The 19,080-nt window shown below is 72.1% G+C and carries 16 protein-coding genes; 7 read left to right on the forward strand and 9 right to left on the reverse strand.

Features of this window, described 5'->3' with window-relative positions:
- Window positions 1-8: 8 nt before the first annotated feature.
- The 6 genes from BA062_RS40320 to BA062_RS40710 form a co-directional block, all read right to left on the reverse strand.
- A complete protein-coding gene (locus BA062_RS40320; RefSeq protein WP_210407016.1) occupies window positions 9-1,631 on the reverse strand; it encodes a WXG100-like domain-containing protein in 1,623 nt (540 codons plus the stop codon).
- Window positions 1,632-1,743: 112 nt separating this feature from the next.
- Window positions 1,744-3,135 (reverse strand): DUF6973 domain-containing protein, encoded by a 1,392-nt coding sequence (locus tag BA062_RS27645; protein ID WP_110341740.1) that lies wholly within the window; start codon window positions 3,133-3,135, stop codon window positions 1,744-1,746.
- 19 nt (window positions 3,136-3,154) lie between these two features.
- The gene (locus BA062_RS27650) at window positions 3,155-3,775 is read right to left on the reverse strand and encodes a DUF2625 family protein (RefSeq protein ID WP_110341742.1); all 621 of its coding nucleotides are present in this window, start codon (window positions 3,773-3,775) and stop codon (window positions 3,155-3,157) included.
- Window positions 3,772-5,679, reverse strand: coding sequence for a hypothetical protein (locus BA062_RS27655; protein WP_146240097.1), 1,908 nt, complete (start codon window positions 5,677-5,679; stop codon window positions 3,772-3,774). Before BA062_RS27655 ends, BA062_RS27650 begins: the two co-directional genes overlap by 4 nt.
- Window positions 5,680-5,826: 147 nt before the next feature.
- Complete coding sequence (locus tag BA062_RS27660) at window positions 5,827-6,120, reverse strand: hypothetical protein (RefSeq protein ID WP_110341746.1); 294 nt, start codon at window positions 6,118-6,120, stop codon at window positions 5,827-5,829.
- Between the two features lie 22 nt (window positions 6,121-6,142).
- The gene (locus BA062_RS40710) at window positions 6,143-6,802 is read right to left on the reverse strand and encodes a hypothetical protein (RefSeq protein WP_245960037.1); all 660 of its coding nucleotides are present in this window, start codon (window positions 6,800-6,802) and stop codon (window positions 6,143-6,145) included.
- A 215-nt stretch (window positions 6,803-7,017) separates the two neighbouring features.
- Here BA062_RS40710 and eccCa point away from each other — a divergent pair, with 215 nt between their 5' ends.
- From eccCa to BA062_RS27685, 4 genes are all read left to right on the forward strand, one after another.
- The gene (gene eccCa, locus BA062_RS27670; protein WP_110341748.1) at window positions 7,018-10,989 is read left to right on the forward strand and encodes a type VII secretion protein EccCa; all 3,972 of its coding nucleotides are present in this window, start codon (window positions 7,018-7,020) and stop codon (window positions 10,987-10,989) included.
- A gap of 11 nt (window positions 10,990-11,000) precedes the next feature.
- A complete protein-coding gene (locus BA062_RS27675) occupies window positions 11,001-11,309 on the forward strand; it encodes a hypothetical protein (RefSeq protein WP_110342600.1) in 309 nt (102 codons plus the stop codon).
- Between the two features lie 2 nt (window positions 11,310-11,311).
- Complete coding sequence (locus BA062_RS27680) at window positions 11,312-12,526, forward strand: TraB/GumN family protein (RefSeq protein WP_110341750.1); 1,215 nt, start codon at window positions 11,312-11,314, stop codon at window positions 12,524-12,526.
- 62 nt (window positions 12,527-12,588) lie between these two features.
- Entirely contained in the window at window positions 12,589-12,768 is a 180-nt protein-coding gene (locus BA062_RS27685; protein ID WP_110341752.1) for a hypothetical protein, read from the forward strand.
- Between the two features lie 171 nt (window positions 12,769-12,939).
- Here BA062_RS27685 and BA062_RS27690 read toward each other — a convergent pair whose 3' ends face one another.
- Window positions 12,940-13,740, reverse strand: coding sequence for an ArsR/SmtB family transcription factor (locus BA062_RS27690; RefSeq protein ID WP_110341754.1), 801 nt, complete (start codon window positions 13,738-13,740; stop codon window positions 12,940-12,942).
- A gap of 74 nt (window positions 13,741-13,814) precedes the next feature.
- Window positions 13,815-14,834, reverse strand: a complete 1,020-nt coding sequence (locus tag BA062_RS27695) for a cation diffusion facilitator family transporter (RefSeq protein ID WP_110341756.1) — start codon at window positions 14,832-14,834, stop codon at window positions 13,815-13,817.
- A gap of 57 nt (window positions 14,835-14,891) precedes the next feature.
- On the opposite strand from BA062_RS27695, the gene BA062_RS27700 reads away from it, so the two are divergent.
- The gene (locus tag BA062_RS27700) at window positions 14,892-15,266 is read left to right on the forward strand and encodes an ArsR/SmtB family transcription factor (protein WP_110341758.1); all 375 of its coding nucleotides are present in this window, start codon (window positions 14,892-14,894) and stop codon (window positions 15,264-15,266) included.
- Window positions 15,267-15,497: 231 nt separating this feature from the next.
- Here BA062_RS27700 and BA062_RS27710 read toward each other — a convergent pair whose 3' ends face one another.
- The gene (locus tag BA062_RS27710) at window positions 15,498-16,121 is read right to left on the reverse strand and encodes a maleylpyruvate isomerase family mycothiol-dependent enzyme (protein ID WP_110341760.1); all 624 of its coding nucleotides are present in this window, start codon (window positions 16,119-16,121) and stop codon (window positions 15,498-15,500) included.
- Between the two features lie 427 nt (window positions 16,122-16,548).
- Between BA062_RS27710 and mdo the strand changes: the two genes are divergently transcribed.
- Together mdo and BA062_RS27720 are read left to right on the forward strand one after the other, a co-directional pair.
- Window positions 16,549-17,841: an NDMA-dependent methanol dehydrogenase gene (mdo, locus tag BA062_RS27715; RefSeq protein ID WP_110341762.1), complete on the forward strand. Its 1,293-nt coding sequence runs from the start codon at window positions 16,549-16,551 to the stop codon at window positions 17,839-17,841.
- 83 nt (window positions 17,842-17,924) lie between these two features.
- Complete coding sequence (locus tag BA062_RS27720; protein ID WP_210407017.1) at window positions 17,925-19,073, forward strand: AAA family ATPase; 1,149 nt, start codon at window positions 17,925-17,927, stop codon at window positions 19,071-19,073.
- Window positions 19,074-19,080: the final 7 nt, after the last annotated feature.

The raw sequence follows: 19,080 nt of genomic DNA on the forward strand, positions 1-19,080 counted from the left end.
GGTCTCCGTCAGAAGTAGTTGGCGTAGGGCGACACGGGGCCCGGGCTGCGGAAGCCCTCCGCGATGGCCGAACCGAGGTCCTTCAGGGTCTGGGTGGCCTTCTGCGGGTCGATCACGAGCTGTCCCTCCAGCTTCCCTCCGATCCCGAGTGCGGCGCCGACCTTGCCGCCGATCACCCACTTGTCGCCCTGTTTGCCCGCGGTGAAGCCGCCTTCGAGCCCGATCCCGGCTCGCGCCTCGGCCTTGCCGCCCGCCCCGAAGCCGCCGTAGTCGGCGAACCCGCCGACGTTCGCCTTGACTCCGGCGAAGGCACCGGCCTCGGCGCCGACGAACCGCCCACCGACATCGAGCGACGCCTCGGCCTCGCCTCCAGCCAGCGCCTCCGCCCTGATTCGTGCGGAGGCGTCGCCGACATCGGTGCGCGTGGCCACCGAGCCTCCTGCGCCCCAGGCCGCCTTGCCCTCGAACCTGCCTGCCTGCGGGGTCGGCGTGTCCAGCCATTCGGTGTACAGCGAACCGTCCTGCGGCAAACCCGTGCTGTGCCAGCCCGTGACCTCGGCCTCGAACTTGGCGGGCATGTCCTTGCCCGCGATCTCGAGGTTGTGCATGCCGGAGTCGACCTTGAACGAGGCGTCCCGCACGGCGTCGTAGTTGCGTTCCAGCTGTCCGTCGCTCAGCCTGCTGCGGTCGATCTGGCTGTCGGTCTTGTTGGCGCCGAAGAGCTTCTCGGGGTTTCGCCCGAACTTCTTGTCGCCCAGCTCGAGGTCGAGCCGGTGGGGCGTCTCCTGTGGCGGTCGCTCGTGCTGGACCGGGCTGACGGTCCAGCCGTCGAAGGCGCCGCGGACCTGTTCCTTCGCCTGCTCGGTCATCGCCTGACCGCGGGCGACGAGGTCGCGCACCACCCGCTCCTCGGCGAAGGCGGCCTCGCCGGGCGGCATTGTCTTGCCCAGGTCGAAGATCGGGCGGCCGTCCTCGATCTCGGCCAGCCGGCCCTCCTTGAGCGCGTCCACCGTCTCCGCGCCCTGCGCGAGGCCGTCACCGAGCTTGGTCATCTCCTCGCCGACCGCCCTGGTTCGTTCTGCCTCGGCGGTCGCCTGCTCGCCGAACTGCTGCCCTGGCTGCCCGCGCCAGTCCGGCTCGGCGGCGTGGGCGACCTTCAGCGCCTCGTCGGCGGCCTGTTGTCCCTGCGTTCCGGTCTGCTTCAGCCCGTCGGCCGCGGCGAGGAGCGCCCTCGGGTCCGTCTCGGGCAACGGCGCCTCGGCGAGCACGCGGTCCTTGAGCTCGTCCCCGCTGGGCTGGCTGCCGTCCTGCGGCGCGGGCCGGTCCTGCTCGTCGGTCGCGGGCTCCGCCGGTGCGGGGGCCTCGCCGTCCCTGGGCGCGGGCTCCCCGGGCCCGGCCTCCGCGGGTGGGGACGCGGCGGGAGGCTCCTCGGCCGGGATCTCCTCCGCCGGTGGCTGCTCGGCGGGAGGCTCCTCGGCGGCTGGTTGCTCCGCCGGGGGCTCCTCGGCCGGTGGTTGCTCGGCCGGTGGTTGCTCGGCCGGTGGCTGTTCCGCGGGAGCCGGTTCGGCCGGTGCCGGTTCCTCCGCCGGGGGCGGCGGGGCGCCACCGGCGTCTCCTGCTTCCTCGGCCATCTCGGTACTCCCTGGACAGTCGATCACCTGAGCCGAACACCAGTGTTGTGGCGGCACACGCGATGCAGCGGCCGGTGACCTGTTCCGGCCAGCGCGCGCTCAGCGCCCGGAATCATCCGGGAACGGGGAAATCCTCGGCGCCCCCGCTGGGCACGAGCCTGCTGTAGTCCCCGTTGAACACCACGAGCTTCCCCTCGCGCACCGCCCGCTCGATCGCCCCTCGGAGGACCTGGTCCGAGACATCGGGACCCAGGCTCTCGGCGAGCTGCCTGCCGATCTGGTTGTTGTACATGTCCATCGCCTCCGCGCGCGCCTCGAACATCGGGTCCTGCCCGGGTTCGTCGGGACGCCGCTCGTGCCCGGTCCCGACCCTCGCGGCCGACTGCTCGCCGAACGCGTTGGTCATCAGCGCGTTCCAGTAGGCGTGCCGGAACGCGTCGCGGTGGTTGTTGCCGGTGCCGCCGCGGCCGCCGAGCGGTCCCTCCTCGCCGTCCGGGTCGGGGAAGACCTGCAGGGGCGCCTTGGAGGCCGTGTCCTCCATCAGCAGGTGCCGCGCCGGGTCGCCGCCCTCCAGGCTCGCCAGCGCTTCGCTCCACGTGAACGTGTGGCCGCCGGCCCGGATCGGCGGGAGCCAGTCGTCCTCCACCTGGTAGTCGCGCAGCAGGTCCTCATCGGACGGTGGGGCCGGGAGGCTCGCGACGGGATCCTCCTGTCCGGCCCGTTCCAGTGCGTGCTGGGCCTCGGTCAGGTTCCCCGCCGCCTGGTGGACGGGATCGCCGATCCCTTCCCACGCCTGCCGGATGTTCGCCTGCGCGGCGGCGTGGTTGCGCCGGGTCGCCTCCGCGGTCGACGCGGTGACCTGCGTTTCGGCGACCTCCCTTTCCCCTTCGGGCAGCAACGCGCGCGCGAGCCGCCAGTCGCCCTCTCCCTGTGTGAGCAGCTCCTCGTCGGCGGCCCTGGCCTGGTCGGCGTAGCCCGCGCTCGCCCTCGCCGCGTCCGCCACCGACGTGGCGAGCTCACCCGCCGCCCTGCCGTCCTCGGCCAGCCCGGCCGCGCGGCGCCCCGCCTCGTCCGCCGGTGCGCCCCTCCAGTCCTGTCCGGTCTCCGCCCACGCCCGCGTGCCCTCCTCGGTGGTGGCGGTGACGCGCTCGCCCGCCTTGTCCAGCTCGTCGGCCACCCCTCGCATCGCCTCGCCCGGCGCGACGGGCGGCTCCTGCGCGTGAACGGCCTCGCGGAACTCGCTCGGCGCATCCTCCTCTGGCGTGGCCTTCCGCTCGGCCGGTTCGCCTTCGGTCCCGGCCTCCGCGGGCGGCGGTGCCGCGTCGCCTTCCGGCTCCGGCTCGCCCTGCGCGGCGTCGCCGGAGGGAGCCTCCTGCTCGGTGGGCGCCTCGGCTGCGGACTGCTCCGAGGGCGCCTCGGGTGCGGGCTGCTCGGCGGGCGCTTCCTGCTCGGCGGGTGCGGCCTCGGGCGCCGGTGCGGCGCCGCCGGGTGCTTCTTCGGCCATCTCGATGCTCCTCGGACACTCAGCCGGTGGTGAACGAGATCGGGGTGCCCTCGGGCAGCTCGTTCAGCTGCCGGGCGATCGGACCACGGATGCGCATGGCGGTCACCGCGTCGCGGACGACGAGGTTGCCGGGCCCGTACTCGCCGCCCAGCACGAACGGCGTGAGCGGCAGCAGCCGCTCGTCGTGACCGAGCGCGCCGTGGGTGTCCTGCCACAGCCTCGCGAGCGGTCCCGCGCCACGCGGGTCCGGATCCTCCAGCAACCACGCGGCCCAGTCGCCGAGACCGGCGCCGATCGGGGTGCGCTCGCCGGTCTCCGGGTCGAAGGACACCACCCGCCGGTCGTCCTCGATGGCGAACTGCACGCCGAGGACGTCCTGCGCGAAGCACAGCAGCCCGTCGGCGAGGTCGCCGTAGGTGTCCTTCCACGTCCCGTGGGCGTTCCACTCCGCCAGCTCAGGGCCGAGCCCGGAGGGTCCGGCGTGAAAGACCTGGACGCCGTAGTCGAACAACGCGAACCCGTTCAACGCCGACAGCAGCTCGGCGAGTTCGCGCGAGAGCCCGTCGCCGAGCTCCACGTCCACGGGTGAGCCGAGCGGGCCCCTGGCACGCTGGAGAAGCCTGGTCAGTGCAGTCCTCATCGGAACGTCCTCAGTTCGATCAGGTCGCCGTTGTCGACGCGGCCGTCGCCGAAGAACGGCAACCCGGTCCCGTCGAGCTGGCGTTGGATGGCGGCGTCACGCCCGTTGATCTGGTTGCCCATCGCCGAACCGGCTGCCCGGTTGTCGGAGAAGGGAATGTACTTCACGCTCTTCTCGCCGGTGGTCTTCGCGACGGCGGGCGGGTACTCGTCGCGGTCGTGGGTCGAGCTTCGCGGAAGCGAGTCGATGGCCTCCTTCCGGCGGCCCGCGGCGCCGTCGCGGTCGACCTCGAACACGCGTCCCATCGGCGTGTGGTTGCTCTGCGGTTGGTGCCCGTGCCAGATGGTCCCGCTCTGTGCCTCGTCGATGTGCTGCGCGGAATGCGGATAGAGCTTGTGAGGGATGTAGACCGTCCGTGCCCGGTCGGTTCCGTCCAGGCCCTGCGCGGCGTCGTACACGCTGTTCCGGAACCCCGCGCCGCTCGTCAGCGCCGCCTGGCCGACGGCATCGCCTGCCGCATCGGCGGTGCCTGCCACTGCGAGGCCCGCCTCCGCCTGTCCCAGCGCCGCGAGCCCGGCACCGACGGCGGAGCCGGCACCATCGATGACGTCGTTGCCGGCTTCGCCGAGGTGCAGAGCGGACTCCACGACGACGTCACCGGCGTCGCGCAGCTGGTCCGTCGCGCTGTCGAGCTCGCCGAACGCCTCGCCGATCTCCGCCCCGGTCTCGGCGAGGTTCTCGACGTCGGTGCCGACGCCTTCCCCGATCGCCGCGCCGATGTCGTTGCCGGTCTCCACCCAGTGGTCGACGTTCTCGGCGACACCCTCGCCGATCTCGGCCCCCACTTCGCCGGGTATCTGCCAGGGGTCGCCCTCGCGGATTCCGTCGCCGATCTCGTCGGAGACCTCGCCGAGCATCTCCGCACCGTTGCCGACCGTGCCGAGCACGCCGTCGACGTACTCGCCGAGGATGTCCCCGCCCGTCTTCAGCTCGCCGCCGAGGGCGTCGCCGACGCCCTCGCCGACCGCCCGCCCGACCGGCCCGCCGATCAGCTCACCCGCCGACTCGGCGACGTCGCTGACGAAGTTCCCCGCGTGCTCGCCGGCCTCGTCGATCAGCTCGTCCGTCTTGTTGCCGATGTCCTTGACGGCGCCGGCCGCGTCGCCGAGCACATCACCGGCGCCGTCGAAGATCCCGTCCCAGATTCCCCGCATGCCCGCCTCCGCGGCGGCGTGCCGCTCCCGGGTCTCCGCCACGGTCGACGAGACGGTCTGCGCCTCGGCGACCTGTCGTTCGCCCTCCGGCAGCAACGCGCGGGCGGTCAGCCAGTCGCCTTCGCCGGTCGCGAGCGACTGCTCGTCGGCCTGCCTGGTCTCGGTGACCAGCTGCGCGCTCTTACCGGCCGCCTCGGACACCGAGTTCGCCAGCTCGCCGGTCGCGCGGTCGCTCTCGGCCAGCTCGGCCGCCCGTTTGCCCGCCTCCGCGGCGGCCGGGTCGTTCCACCCGCTTTCGGTTTCGGCCCAGGCGCGTTCGCTCTCCTCGGCGGCCTTCGTGGCCGTCTCCCCTGTCCTTGCCGCCTCGTCGGCCACGGTGTTCATGCCCTCGGGCGAGCCGACCGGCGGTTCCTGTTCGTGAACCGCGTCCCGGAACTCGTTCGGCGGTCCGTCGCCGCCCTGTTCCTGCTTTGCGGGCTCGGTGGGTTCGGCGGGTTGCTTCGCCTCCTCGCCTCCGGGCTCCGGCTCGCCCGGTGGGGACTCCTCGGCGGGCGGCGCCTCCTCCGGCGCCGCGTCGGGTTCCGGCCCGGCTTCGGGCGCGGACTCCTCGGCGGGTGCGGACTCCCCGGCGGGTGCGGGGTCTGCTGGTGCGGGATCTGCGGCGGGCTCGGCCGCCCCAGGCTCGGCCATCACGGTCTCCTTCGCGCAGCACGCGAATCGCATGTAGACATCCACAATGGCCGAGGAAACGACCCCGGCCCGGTCGTTGTCCCTTTCCTGCCAAGAAAAATGTCCCGGCACGCTCACGCGCACCGGGACATCTCGTGACCGTGGTGGTCACATGCTCGAACCGAGCCGCCCGCAGGATCGCTGCACCGCGGCCATGTTCTCGTGGTTGCAGGTCTGCACGCCCTGGTTCATGGCCTGCATCAGTTCCTGCCCCGCGGCCATCACCTGCTGGCACGCCCTGCTGATCTCGGCGAACTGGCCGCCCGCCTGGTCGAGCCAGTCGGCCTGGGTCATGCCCGATGCCTGGCCCCAGTTGTCGATCGACTGCTGAACGCCGTTGACGCAGCCGTTCATGTTCATCGACAGGCCGTCCAGCGCGCCGAACATCGCGAGTTTACGCATGTTTCAACTCCTTTCCGTCAGCTCAGGAAGTGCGCAGCACCCCGGCGAAGGCGTACGTCGAGCCGGAGGTCGCGCCGCCACTGCCGCCGTCACCGCCGTCGTCGCAGTGCTCGCCGGCGTCGCCGCCGCCCTTGCCGGACGCACCGCCACCGCCACCGGAGTCACCGTCGCCGGAGTCGCCGGAGTCGCCGGAGTCCCCTCCGGAATCGCCGCCACCGAGGTCGCCCAGGTCGCCGAGGTCACCGGCGAGGCCGAGGTCACCCCCGAGCGCACCGCCGAATCCGCCACCGCCACCGAAGCCGCCACCGAACCCGGAGTCACCACCGAATCCGCCGCCGAACCCGAAGCCACCGCCGAAGCCGGAGGCCCCACCGCCCTGCGCGCCGTTGAAGCACGCGGCGCCCTGCTGGTCGGTGTCGATGTAGTCGTTCATGGCGAACTGGGTGTCGCCACCCAGTTTCTCCAGCTTCTGCAGGAGGTTGCGGATCGCCATGTCCCACTTCTTGTGCGCCACGAGCAGCGCCTGGGACTGATCCATGTTCCACTGCGCGGGGATGACGGTGTTGACCTCACCCTCGAGCTTGCTGCGGTGACCCTCGATCTCCTGCACCACCACAGCCGCCATCTGGACCACTCGCGCGAGTGTGTCCGTATTGGCGTCCATCAGACCGCTACCGGTCACAGGATTCTCCTTCCATCCATCCGGCTCGCGCCGGTGAGCGTCCCCGCGAGCCGCCACGACGGATCGACGCCGAACCGGCACACGGGCACGAGCGGACGCTAGCCCGGCGGCAGTGCCCGCCAGGGGTGCGCGGCACGTTCCTGCCAGGTCAGCCCACCGGCGCCGCGACGCCGCGAGAATCGCCGACAGCAGTGCCGGCCGGGAAGGGGATCGTGATGGCCACCGTCGTGGTGCGCAGGCCCGTTCGCAGGCCCGCGCCGGAACAACCGTCCGGGGAGCTGATCCTGGACCCGCCGCCCGAGATCCCGCAGCCCGGCGGTCGACAGTGGACACAGGTGCTGATGGTGATCCCGATGATCGCCATGATGGCCGCGATGATGCTGCTGTTCTCCAGCAGCTTCGGGCAGGGCTCGGGCGTGTTGCGCCTCGTGGTCTTCGGCCTGTTCGGCGTCGGGATGCTGGGGATGCTCGTGGTCTCGCTGATCAACTCCTCGGGGCCGGGCAAACGGGAGATGGGGCAGGAGCGCCGCAGCTACCTCCGCCACCTGGGCAGGTACCGGCTGCGGCTCATCCGGGCGATCCACAAGCAGCGCGACGCACTGGTGTACCTGCATCCTGAGCCCGCCGCGCTGCTGTCGCTCGTCGCGAGCCACCGGCTGTGGGAACGGCGCCCCGTCGACGCCGACTTCGGTGTCGCCCGCATCGGCACCGGGCCGCAGCGGCCCGCGATGACGCTCGTCCCGCCGGAGGCGAAGCCGCTGGAACAGCTGGAGCCGCTGTCCGCGCTCGCGCTGCGGCGGTTCCTCACCACCTACACGGCGATTCCCGGGCTGCCGCTCGCGATGGCGGTCAACGGGTTCAGCCGCGTCTACGTCCGCGGCGACCGCGACCGCTCGGCCGCGCTGGTGCGCGCTCTGCTCGTCCAGCTCGCGTCGCTGCAGTCGCCCGACGACCTGCGCATCACCGCCTGCCCCATGCGCGAAACCCAGGGCGACTGGGAATGGCTCAAGTGGCTGCCCCACGCACTGCACCCGGAGCGGACCGACGCCGTGGGGCCGCTGCGGCTCGTGGCAGGCTCGATCGTTTCGATCGAGGCGATGATCGACGACCTGCTGGGGGAGCGGCGCCGGTTCGACCCCGCCGTGGACCACCGGGACTCGCTGCCGCACGTCGTCGTGGTGCTGGACGGAGGCTCCACCGCGGGTTCGGACACGCTCATGGTGGACGGCGGGCTGGAGGGCGTCACCGTGATCGACCTGCGCACCCCGCCGCCGCGCGCGCTCGACCCGGCGGCGATCGTGCTGGACGTCGGCCCCGACGGCGCGCTCACGAGCGAGACCATCGAGGGCGCCGTGGAACTGGGCTGGGCCGACGAGCTGGACGTGACCTCGGCGGAGGGCATCGCCCGGCAGCTCGCCCCGCTGCGCGCGACAGCGGGCAGGCGCGGCGAGCAGCCGCTGAGCACCGATCTGGATCTCGCCGAGCTGCTGGAGATCGGCGACCCGCGGACGTTCGATCCCGCCGAGACCTGGGTGCGGCGGCCGACCAAGGACCGGCTGCGGATCCGGTTCGGGATGCGGACCGACGGCACGCCCGTCGAGCTGGACCTCAAGGAGTCCGCGCAGGACGGGATGGGCCCGCACGGCCTGCTGATCGGTGCCACCGGGTCCGGCAAGAGCGAGCTGCTGCGCACCATCGTGCTGGCGCTGGCCGTCTCCCACCCGCCGAGCTCGCTGAACTTCGCGCTCATCGACTTCAAGGGCGGCGCCACGTTCGCGACCCTCGACAAGCTCCCGCACACCAGCGCCGTCATCACCAACCTCGCCGACGAGCTGCCGCTGGTGGACCGGATGACCGACGCGATCAACGGCGAACTGTTGCGCAGGCAGGAACTGCTGCGCGCGGCGGGCAACTTCGCGTCGCTGCGCGAGTACGACCGGGCTCGCGCGACCGGCGCCCCGCTGCCCGAGGTGCCCACGCTGCTGGTGATCTGCGACGAGTTCAGCGAGCTACTCTCCGCCAAACCCGACTTCATCGACATGTTCGTGCAGATCGGCCGCGTGGGCCGATCGCTGGGCGTGCACCTGCTGCTGGCGAGCCAGCGCCTCGAGGAGGGCAGGCTGCGCGGACTGGAGACCCACCTGTCGTACCGCATCGGCCTGCGCACGTTCTCGGAGATGGAGAGCCGGACCGTGCTCGGCGTCGGTGACGCCTTCAAGCTCCCGCGCGCACCGGGACACGGATTCCTCAAGACCGACAACGAGTCCATGCTCCGGTTCCGCTCGGCCTACGTCTCCGGCACCTATCACCTGCCGGACGTGCGGCGAGCCGAGCAGGGCGGGGACGGCGCCGTGGAGCTGCTGGAGTACACGACGCGGTACGAGGCGCCCGCCGTCGAGGACGACGACGCGGTCGCGGAGAAGCCCGGCGACGAGGACACGGTGGGGGAGAGCCTGCTCGACATCATCGTGGACCGGATGAAGGGCCGCGGCACCCCCGCCCACCAGGTGTGGCTGCCTCCGCTGGCCGAGCCGCCCACGCTCGACGCGCTGCTGCCGGGCCTGGCCCGCGACGACGAGCGGGGATACGGCTGCGTAGACAAGCGGCTCGCCGGGGCACTGCGCGCCGTGATCGGCGTGCTCGACCGGCCGCTGGACCAGCGCCGCGACCCGCTCGTGCTGGACCTCTCCGGTGGGGCCGGCCACGTGCTCGTGATCGGCGGGCCGCGCTCGGGCAAGAGCACCGCGCTGCGGTCGATCATCACGAGCCTCGCACTGACCCACACGCCGAGAGAGGCGCAGTTCTACTGCCTCGACTTCGGCGGCGGCGCGCTCAGTTCGCTGCGGGGGCTGCCGCACGTCGGCGGTGTCGCGGGCAGGCAGAACGTCGGCGCTGTGCGAAGGACCGTCGCCGAGCTGCGCACCCTGATCGCCCAGCGGGAACGGGCGTTCGCGGAGCGGGAGGTCGACGGCATGCAGTCGTACCGGCGGCTGCGCCGCGAGCACGCGAACGACGATCCGTGGGGCGACGTGTTCCTGGTGATCGACGGCTGGAGCACGCTGCGCAACGAGTTCGAGGACCTGGAGCCGGTGGTCGCCGACATCGCCGCGCGCGGGCTCGCCTACGGCGTGCACGTGGTCGCGTCCGCGTCCCGCATGTTCGACCTGCGCATGAACATCAGGGACCTCTTCGGCAGCAAGCTCGAGCTGCGCATCGGCGACCCGATCGACAGCATGGTCGACCGCGCTTCGGCGATCAAGGTGCCCGAGAACGCACCGGGCCGGGGCGTGACGATGAGCAAGCACCAGCTGCTCATCGCGCTGCCCCGCATCGACGGCGTCGACGATCCCGGCGACCTCGGGCGCGGGGTCCGCGGACTGGTGGACACCGTGTCCACGGCGTGGGAGGGCCCGCCCGCGCCCGCCGTGCGGCTGCTGCCCGCGAAGCTGCCCTACGCACAGCTGGCGCGCGCGCACGACTCCGCGTCGCACCGGCTCGCGGTGGGCATCGCCGAACAGGACTTCGGCCCCGTGCACCTGGACTTCGCCTCCGACGCCCACGTCGTGCTGCTCGGCGACACCGAGGCGGGCAAGACGACGTTCCTCCGCGCGGTCGCACGGGGCATCACCGACAGCTACGAGCCCCGGCAGGCACGGCTGATCATCATCGACCACCGGCGCGGCCTGCTCGGCGACGTCCGCTCGGAGCACCTCATCGGCTACGGCACCGACCGCGACTCGACCACCCGCCTGATGCAGCAGGTCGCCGAGGAGATGAGGGTGCGTCTGCCAGGCCCGAACGTGACACCGGAGCAACTGCGCGAGCGCAGCTGGTGGCGCGGCCCGGAGCTGTTCATCCTCATCGACGACTACGACCTCGTGGTGAGCCAGCTGGACAACCCGTTCCTGCCGATCCTCGACTTCCTGCCGCAGGGACGCGACATCGGCATGCACGTCGTGGTGGCCCGCCGCACCGGGGGCGCGAGCCGAGCGCTGTTCGAACCGTTCATCTCCCGGCTGCGCGACATCGGCTCGCCCGGCCTGCTGATGTCCGGCGACAAGGACGAGGGCCCGCTGCTCGGCGGGCTGAAACCGGAACTCCTGCCACCGGGCAGGGCGTGGCTGGTCGGCAGGCGCAACGCCCCCCGGCTGGTTCAGCTCGCGTGGCTGCCCAAGGACGACGCGTGAACGGAGAGGGCATGTGCGAGACACGACGGGAGCTGCACGGGGACCCGGAGGCGATGCGGCGCTTCGCCGAGCGGCTGCACGCACCCGAGGTGGACGTCGAACCCGCCGGCGTGCCCGCCTGCCAGGGTGGCACGCCGGCGTGCGCGGCGTTCACCACCGCCGACGCACTGTCCACTGTGGCGCTTGCCGATTTCCTGCGTGACACCGCGGAGGCCATCGCGACACTGAAGGCGGCCGCCGCCACCGCCGCCGAGGACTACGAGGCGACCGACCTGGCGGGCGCGCAGGCCGTGCTCGGCGTCGTGATCAGGGAGGTGTGAGCGTGGAGTACGGGAACCTGCCCGGCATGGTGCAGTTCGCGGTCGCCGACGTGGAGGCACACGCGCACCTGCCGAGGGTCGAGCGGGCGAGCCGGATGTGGCGGGCGGTCGCGGACGAGCTGCGGCAGCTCTCCGACGCGCTGCACCACGAGCTCGACTGCCTGCGTCCACAGTGGAAGGACACGACGGGTGCCGGATTCCTCCGTGAGGCCACCCGGCTCAAGGCCGAGGTCGACGAGCTGCTCACGCGGATCACCGAGCACAGGCCGTGGCAGGCACTCGACGACCTCGCCAGGCAGCTGCTGCTCACCCGCGCCAGGGTCACCGACAGCGTGGAGCGGGCGACCGACGCGAGCCACGACGACGCGGCGGCGCACCTCACCGAGCTGGACCGGTACTTCCACGCCGCCGCCGAGGCCGTGCTCCTCGCGGCGAGTGGTGGCTCGTCACCGGCCGCGGACTGCTGCTCGGGGGAGGGCGCTCCAGTGCTCGCGGGCGGGCCCGCTCTGGCGTCGGCGCCCGTTCCGGGCGGCGGTGCGGCGCTGCCGCCCGGCAGCGTGTCGATCCCGGGACTCGTTGCCGTGCCGCCGGGCGCCGGGTACGGCTCGGCCCGCTTGCCTGCGCGAGGATCGCGCTCGCCGGGTGGCCGATCGCTCGACCCGAGCGACATCGCCGGTGGTTCCCTTGGCGACGGCGGAGCGCGCCCCGCCGGGTCCCTTCCGGACACCGGCGGCCCGGACACGCCGTCCCGGATCGAACAGGCCGCGAACCCGGTGCCCATGACGGAGGACCGCGGAACTCCCCAGCCTCCGCAACCGCCCGAGTCGCCCCGTGGCGCGGGTTCCGGGGCACAGGGCGCGGCCGGGCGCATGGTCCCGCCCATGATGATGATGCCGCCGATGATGCCCGGCGCGGGCCGCTCGACGACGGGCAGGCGCTCGGCGCGGTCGCTCGAGGACGGTGAACGGCGCACGCGCACCCCGCAGGCCACGCCCGGTGTCCCGCCCCGGCTGCGTGGCCGTTCGGCGCTGGGCGACCCTGCGGCGATCGGGTTCCGGCCGGTCGCGATGTCCGGGCGCACGACGGCCAAGCCGGAGCCCTCGGTGGCCGAGGCGCTGGACCACGAGGTGTGGCAGGTGGCGAACCCGGGCGCCGCATCGCCGTTGAAGCCGGAAGTGGCGGAGGAACCGAAGCGGGTACGCCGCCCCCGCTTGTGACGGCGAGCGTTTTGCGGTGTCACCGAGCGGGAACCCCGACATGGTCGTCGAAGGAGTCGACCATGAAGCACCGTCAGAACGACTACGAGAGCACCCCGGCCGGTGTGCCAGAGCCCGATCCGCCCGAGGGCGGGCCGAACGAGGACGAGAACACCATCGACCCCGCGGACGTCGCACCGGGGTTCGGAGGCACCGGCAAGACCAGGCCGCGGAGCACGGACAAGGAGGAGCCGGACCGCTGAGCCCGGCTCAGTCCCACCACCTCGCAACCGCCAGTCGCCCGCGCGCGGCACGCAACGCTTCGGCGATCCGGCCGAGCGGGTCTGCGGCGTGCGCACATTCGTCCGGCGCCTCGGCTGCCGTGCGGCAGGCGCCCGGCTGCTGCACGGCCATGCGGCGCGGTATGCCGAGGTTCAGCTGACGGGCTCGGGCTCCGGCAGTGCTTCGCCGGTCTCCAGCAGCGTCTTGAGGCTCGCCACGATCGCGGGCCAGCCCTGGCTGATGCTCTCCAGCACCGTGCTGCCCTCGTCGAAGCCGTCGTGCACGACCGTCAGCCGCACCAGCGGCCCCTGCTGTTCGAGCTCGAAGGTCACCGTGGAGCGGCGTTCGGCGGCGAGGGCCGCCACCTTGTCCTCGGGCATGTCGAAGGTCTTGCCGAACTCGGGCGTGAACGTGTGCCACGTGTAGGAAAGGCGCTCGTACGGCTTCGCCTCCAGCACCACCTGGGCGGGATCGTCGCTGCGCCAGCCGTTCTGCTCCCACGTCATGGGGGAGCCCTCCTGCCAGTCGGTCTCGAAGGTGGCTCCCCAGTAGCGGCGGGTGAAGGCCGGTTCGGTCAGCGCCTGCCACAGGCGTTCCGGCGTGGTGTTGATGTAGGTGGTGTAGACGAACTCGGGCTTGCTCATCGGCTCGGACTCCAATGCGGTCTTGAGGTCCGCGAGCGCCTGCACGCGCCCGCGGTCGAAGCGGTTGATCCAGCGGTCGGCGATGGCGTTGATGGGCTCGGCGTTGAGGTAGTGGCACTTCTCGCGGCCGCGCCACACCGTGGTGACCAGGTTGGCGGCCTCCAGCACGGCCAGGTGCTTGCTGACGGACTGGCGCGCCATCTCCAGCCCCGCGCACAGCTCGCGCAGGGTCTGCCCGTTGCGGGTGTTCAGGCTGTCCAGCAGCAGCCGGCGGCTGGGGTCGGCCAGTGCCTTGAATACCTCGTCCATCGCCGTCCTCGGATATGCAGCCGGTTGGCTGCCTGAAAATATAGGCAGCCAATCGGCTGCATGTCAACGGGGCGTCAGCCGACGAGCGCGTGCGCCGCTTCGGCGCCGGTCGCCGGTTCGGTGTGCACGACGGCGGCCGTCAGTCTCGGCACGGTGTGCACGAGCCGGTGTTCCACCTGGTGTGCGATGCGGTGTGCCTCGGTCACGGTCAGGTCCGGGTCGACGGTGACCGACAGCTCGGCCCGCAGGCTGTGGCCGATCCAGCGCATCCGCACGTCGCCGGCGCCCTGGACGCCGGGAACCTCGGCGGCGGAGTGCTCGACGAGGTCGATGGCCGCCGGGTCGACGGCGTCCAGCAGCCGCCGGAACACCTCCTTCGCCGCGTCCCGCAGGACGAACAGGATCGCGACGGTGATGCACAGGCCGATGATCGGGTCGGCCAGCGGGAAACCGAGCGCGACCCCGGCCGCGCCGAGCACCACGGCGAGTGAGGTGAACCCGTCGGTGCGGGCGTGCAGGCCGTCGGCGACCAGCGCCGCCGAGCCGATCCGCCTGCCGACCGTGATGCGCCAGCGTGCCACGAGTTCGTTGCCGGCGAAGCCGATCACGCCTGCGGCGGCCACCACCCACAGCCCGGTCACCGGCTGCGGATCGACCAGCCGCCGGACCGCTTCGTACCCGGCCAGCACCGCCGACGCGGCGATGATCACCACGACCACCACCCCGGCGAGGTCCTCCGCCCGCCCGAGCCCATAGGTGAACCGCCGGGTCGCCGCCCTGCGTCCGAGCGCGAGGGCGATCCCCACCGGCAGCGCCGTGAGCGCGTCGGCGAAGTTGTGGATCGTGTCGCCGAACAGGGCGACGGAGCCGGTGAACAGCACCACCACGAGCTGTGCGACCGCGGTGCCGAGCAGGGCGAGGAACGACCAGGCCAGGGTGCGGATGCCCTGCGTGCTGGTCTCCAGCGCGTCGTCGAACCGGTCGGCGCTGTCGTGGCTGTGGGGCGTGAGGGCGTGCCGCAACCGTGCCCAGCGTCGCCGGGGAGCGTGGTCGGGGCCATGTCCGTGGCCGGTGGGGTGGTGCGGAGTCGTCATGAGCGCCGCCTTCCTGCTCTGCTTGCCAAACGCCCTGCTGGGCACCATTATGCAAGCATGCGCGCGCATGACAACGCAGTCGACCCCGGAATCGAGGAGGCCCGGCTGCGCGTGGCGGCCGAGGTGCTCGGTCACCTCGCCGACCCGACCCGGCTGCACCTGCTGCGGCTGCTGTCCAGTGAGCAGGACGTCACGAGCCTGACCGCGCAGGTCGCGGCGTCCCGGTCGTCGGTGTCCCAGCATCTCGGCCGGCTCCGGCTCGCCGGGCTCGTGCAGGCGCGCCGGGACGGCCGCCGCATGCTCTACCGGATCACCAGCGACCACCTCGCCGACCTGGTCGCCGAAGCGCTCGGCTTCGCCGACCACGCCGTGCACGGCATCCCGCACCACCACGCCGAGCCGCCGAGTCGGAAGCCGTCGGAGGCAGGGTGACCGCCGGGGCCCCGTCCGCGAGTCGTGCGTTCCCGTTCGCGAGTCGTGCGTTCCGGACCGCGAGTCGTGCGTTCCGGACGGCGAGTCGTGCGTTCCGGACGGCGAGTCGTGCGTTCCGGACGGCGAGTCGTGCGTTCCGGACGGCGAGTCGTGCGTTCCCGACGGCGAGTTGTGCGTTCCCGACGGCGAGTTGTGCGTTCCCGGTCGCGAGTTGTGCGTTCCCGGCTCGGCTCAGCCGCAGCGTTCGCGCAGGGTGACGACGCCGTCGCCCTCCAGTTCCGCGAAGTACGCCGACCGCCCGGCCATCGCCATCGTCAGCGCGAGGGTGGAGCCCGCCACGCGGGGCCCGGTGCCCGTCGTGAACGGTCCGTCGGTCGCCACGAGGTGGAGGCCCCGCACCCGAGTCCTGCCGGGCAGCATCAGGTCGGACCCGCTGTAGAACTCGGCCACCGGCGTCACCGTCGAGACGGCGTACTCGCGCCGGATGCCCAGCGGCCGCCGGATGTCCTCGCCGTGCACGAGGGCCTCGCCGAGCATCGCGACCGCCGGCAGCGGCGGTTTCGTGGTGCTTGCGGTGACCCGCCGGAAACGGGTGAGCGTCTCGGCCGCGTTAGCGCCCAGTTGCTCAGCCAGCCGCATCGCGACCTGGCGGTCGAAGTCGAATCGGCAGCGGACCACACCGGTCAGCCAGCGAAGCGGCCCGAGGCTGGCCCCGGCGGTGAGGTGCGCCAGCACCTCCCGCACCGACAGCCCGGTGCACAGCGACGGTGTCGCCCACCGCTGTTCCGGCAACTCGGCGAGGTCGGCGGCCAAGGCCGAGCGTTCGGCGTGGATGATCGGCCAGAGTGCGGTCATGTCGTCGGATCTCCTCTCGCGGCGGGAATGCCCGGGAGTAGGACTCCACGACCGCGCCAGGATCATCGCACCGGCACGTCCCTCGTCCGCGAGTCCCCCGCTCTGGTTCGCGAGCTGCCCGTTCGCGCGCCGGAGAGTGCGCAACTCACCGTCCGGAACGCAGAACTCGCAGCCGGGAGTGCACGACTCGCGCGCGGGAACGCACGACTCGCGAACGGGAACGCACGACTCGCGGCCGGGAATGCACGACTCGCGAACGGGAGTGCACGACTCGCGCGCCGGCCTGTCCGGGTGGAGGGGGTGGGCGCCCTCCACCCGGCCGGAGAGCGGTTCCGGGCGAGGGGTTTCCGCCCGCGACCCCTTGGAGCGCCGTGATGCCGGTCATACCTTCGGCCCCAGTACGTGCCATCACGGAAAGGGTCAGCCAATGCAGGTCGACGAACTACTCAAGCCGTTTCCCCTCAAGGAGTTCCACCCGATCCCGCGCGCGCTGCTCGGCCCGGGCTCCCACGAGATGATCGGCCCGGAGGCACTGAAGATCGGCATGCGCCGTCCGCTGGTGATGACCTCGGGGCTGCGGGGCACCGAGATCGTGCACAAGATCGTCGAGTCGCTGAAGTACCACGGCCTCGAACCCACCGTGTACGACAAGGTGGAGTCCAACCCCAAGGACTACAACGTGATGGACTCCGTCGCGCTGTACCAGGAGTCGGGCTGCGACGGCTTCGTCTCGATCGGCGGCGGTTCCTCGCACGACGCGTGCAAGGGCGCCCGCATCTCCGTGGCCCACGACGGCCGCAACGTCAACGAGTTCGAGGGCTTCAACAAGTCGGAGAACCCGAAGAACCCGCCGCACATCGCGGTGTCCACCACGGCGGGCACGGGTTCGGAGACGTCGTGGGCCTACGTCATCACCGACACCACCACCGACCCCGCCAACCCGCACAAGTACGTCGCGTTCGACGACCACTCGGTGGTCACGCTCGCGATCGACGATCCCGTGCTCTACTACGACTGCCCCTCGCACTTCACGGCCCAGTGCGGGTTCGACGTGCTGGCGCACGCCTCCGAGCCGTACGTGTCCAGGTTGGACTTCACGCCCTCGCTCGGCAGCGCGCTGTACTCGGCCGAACTGGTGGGCGAGCACCTGCGCACCGCCACGTGGCATGGCGACAACCTGCGCGCCCGCGAGGGCATGATGTACGCGCAGTACACGGCCGCGCAGGCGTTCAACTCCGGCGGGCTCGGCGTGATCCACTCGATCTCCCACGCCGTGAGCGCCTTCTACGACACCCACCACGGCCTGAACAACGCGATCGCGCTGCCGCGCGTGTGGGCGTGGAACCTGCCGGTCGCCTACCAGCGCTACGCGAAGCTCGCTGAGGCGCTGGGCGTGGACACCTCCGGCATGACCGAGGTGCGCGCGGCCGACGCCGCCGTGGCCGCGGCGATCCGGCTGCTGCGCGACGTGGGCATCCCCGAGCGGTTCGTCGACGTCACCCAGGACACGCACCCGAAGAACCGCCTCGGCACGGGACCCACGGAGTTCTACGCCAAGGCCAAGACCATCAAGGGCGACAAGGCCGACGTCGATCGCGTGTCCAACCACGTCCTCGGCGACGCCTGCACACCGGGCAACCCCAAGGAGACGACGTTCGAGACCGTGCGGCCGGTGGTGGACCACTGCTTCAACGGCGACCTCGACGACCTCATCTCCTGATCTCCTCCCAGCCCGTGGGTGTTCCGCGGCGGGTCCGGCCGCCGCGGAACACCCACGTCCCACGATCGAAGGGATTGCCGCGCGTGAGCTCTCGAAACGGGCACCGTCCCCAGCCGTTCGCCTCCGTGGAGGAGGTCACGTCCCGCCTCGGCGACGTCGGCTACCTCGCCGACCGCGCGCTGGCCACCACGGTCTTCCTGCAGGCGCGGCTGGGCAAGCCGCTGCTGCTGGAGGGACCCGCAGGGGTCGGCAAGACCCAGCTCGCCAAGGCGCTGGCCGCCGCGACGGGACGCCCGTTGCTGCGCCTGCAGTGCTACGAGGGCCAGGACGAGACCAAGGCCCTCTACGAGTGGGACTACGGCAAGCAGATGCTCTACACGCAGATCCTGCGGGAGAAGATCGCCCAGATCGTGGCCGACGCCGACGACCTCGCCGGTGCGGTGGAGGCGATCGGCGCGCACGACTCGGTGTTCTTCTCCGAGCGGTTCCTCGCCGAACGGCCGCTGCTGCGCGCGATCCGCTCGCCCGAGCCCGTGGTGCTGCTCGTGGACGAGGTGGACCGGGCCGACGAGGCGCTGGAGGCGGTGCTGCTGGAGATGCTCGCCGAGTACCAGGTGTCGGTGCCCGAGCTCGGCACGTTCACCGCGGAGCACGTGCCCCTGGTGGTGCTGACGTCCAACAACACCAGGGACCTCTCGGCCGCTCTCAAACGCCGCTGCCTGCATCTGTTCCTCGGCTACCCGTCGGCGGAACGGGAGCTGGAGATCATCCGCTCGAAGAGCACGGGGCTGCCCGACGCCGTTTCCGGTCACCTCGTCGACGTGGTGCGCGGCCTGCGGGAGCAGGGGTTGCGCAAGCCGCCGGGCATCTCCGAGGCGATCGACTGGGCCCGCACGCTCGCGCTGCTCGGTGCCACCGAGCCCGATGCCGGGCTGCTGGAGGACACGATCTCGGTGGTGGCCAAGTACGACCGCGACGTGGAGCGCGCCCTGCGCGTGCTGCCCGCGCTCGCGGAGGGGGAGCGGCCCGCGCCCGCACCCGAACCCGGTGGTGCCGACAGCGCCGACGACCCCGGAACGGGTGCGGCGCTGAGGGCCGCGCGGGACACGCCGGGCAGGCACGGCGCCGGCTACTACGGCGAGCGCACCGGCAGCCCGGCGGAGCCTCGGCGGGTGAGCGGCAGCCAGGGGGAGCGCTCGTTCGTCGCCAACCACGGCCGTCGCACGCGGTAGGCGCGGC

It is taken from the genome of Prauserella flavalba, assembly GCF_003202235.1.
In the GTDB taxonomy this organism is placed as follows: domain Bacteria; phylum Actinomycetota; class Actinomycetes; order Mycobacteriales; family Pseudonocardiaceae; genus Prauserella_A; species Prauserella_A flavalba.

Coding starts and splice junctions, on each gene's coding strand:
- BA062_RS27655 (WP_146240097.1), bottom strand. CDS start 5,679: ATGGCCGAGCCTGGGGCGGCCGAGCCCGCCGCAGATCCCGCACCAGCA.
- BA062_RS27645 (WP_110341740.1), bottom strand. CDS start 3,135: ATGGCCGAAGAAGCACCCGGCGGCGCCGCACCGGCGCCCGAGGCCGCA.
- BA062_RS27685 (WP_110341752.1), top strand. CDS start 12,589: ATGAAGCACCGTCAGAACGACTACGAGAGCACCCCGGCCGGTGTGCCA.
- mdo (WP_110341762.1), top strand. CDS start 16,549: ATGCAGGTCGACGAACTACTCAAGCCGTTTCCCCTCAAGGAGTTCCAC.
- BA062_RS27710 (WP_110341760.1), bottom strand. CDS start 16,121: ATGACCGCACTCTGGCCGATCATCCACGCCGAACGCTCGGCCTTGGCC.
- eccCa (WP_110341748.1), top strand. CDS start 7,018: ATGGCCACCGTCGTGGTGCGCAGGCCCGTTCGCAGGCCCGCGCCGGAA.
- BA062_RS27660 (WP_110341746.1), bottom strand. CDS start 6,120: ATGCGTAAACTCGCGATGTTCGGCGCGCTGGACGGCCTGTCGATGAAC.
- BA062_RS27650 (WP_110341742.1), bottom strand. CDS start 3,775: ATGAGGACTGCACTGACCAGGCTTCTCCAGCGTGCCAGGGGCCCGCTC.
- BA062_RS27675 (WP_110342600.1), top strand. CDS start 11,001: ATGTGCGAGACACGACGGGAGCTGCACGGGGACCCGGAGGCGATGCGG.
- BA062_RS27700 (WP_110341758.1), top strand. CDS start 14,892: ATGCGCGCGCATGACAACGCAGTCGACCCCGGAATCGAGGAGGCCCGG.
- BA062_RS40320 (WP_210407016.1), bottom strand. CDS start 1,631: ATGGCCGAGGAAGCAGGAGACGCCGGTGGCGCCCCGCCGCCCCCGGCG.
- BA062_RS27695 (WP_110341756.1), bottom strand. CDS start 14,834: ATGACGACTCCGCACCACCCCACCGGCCACGGACATGGCCCCGACCAC.
- BA062_RS27690 (WP_110341754.1), bottom strand. CDS start 13,740: ATGGACGAGGTATTCAAGGCACTGGCCGACCCCAGCCGCCGGCTGCTG.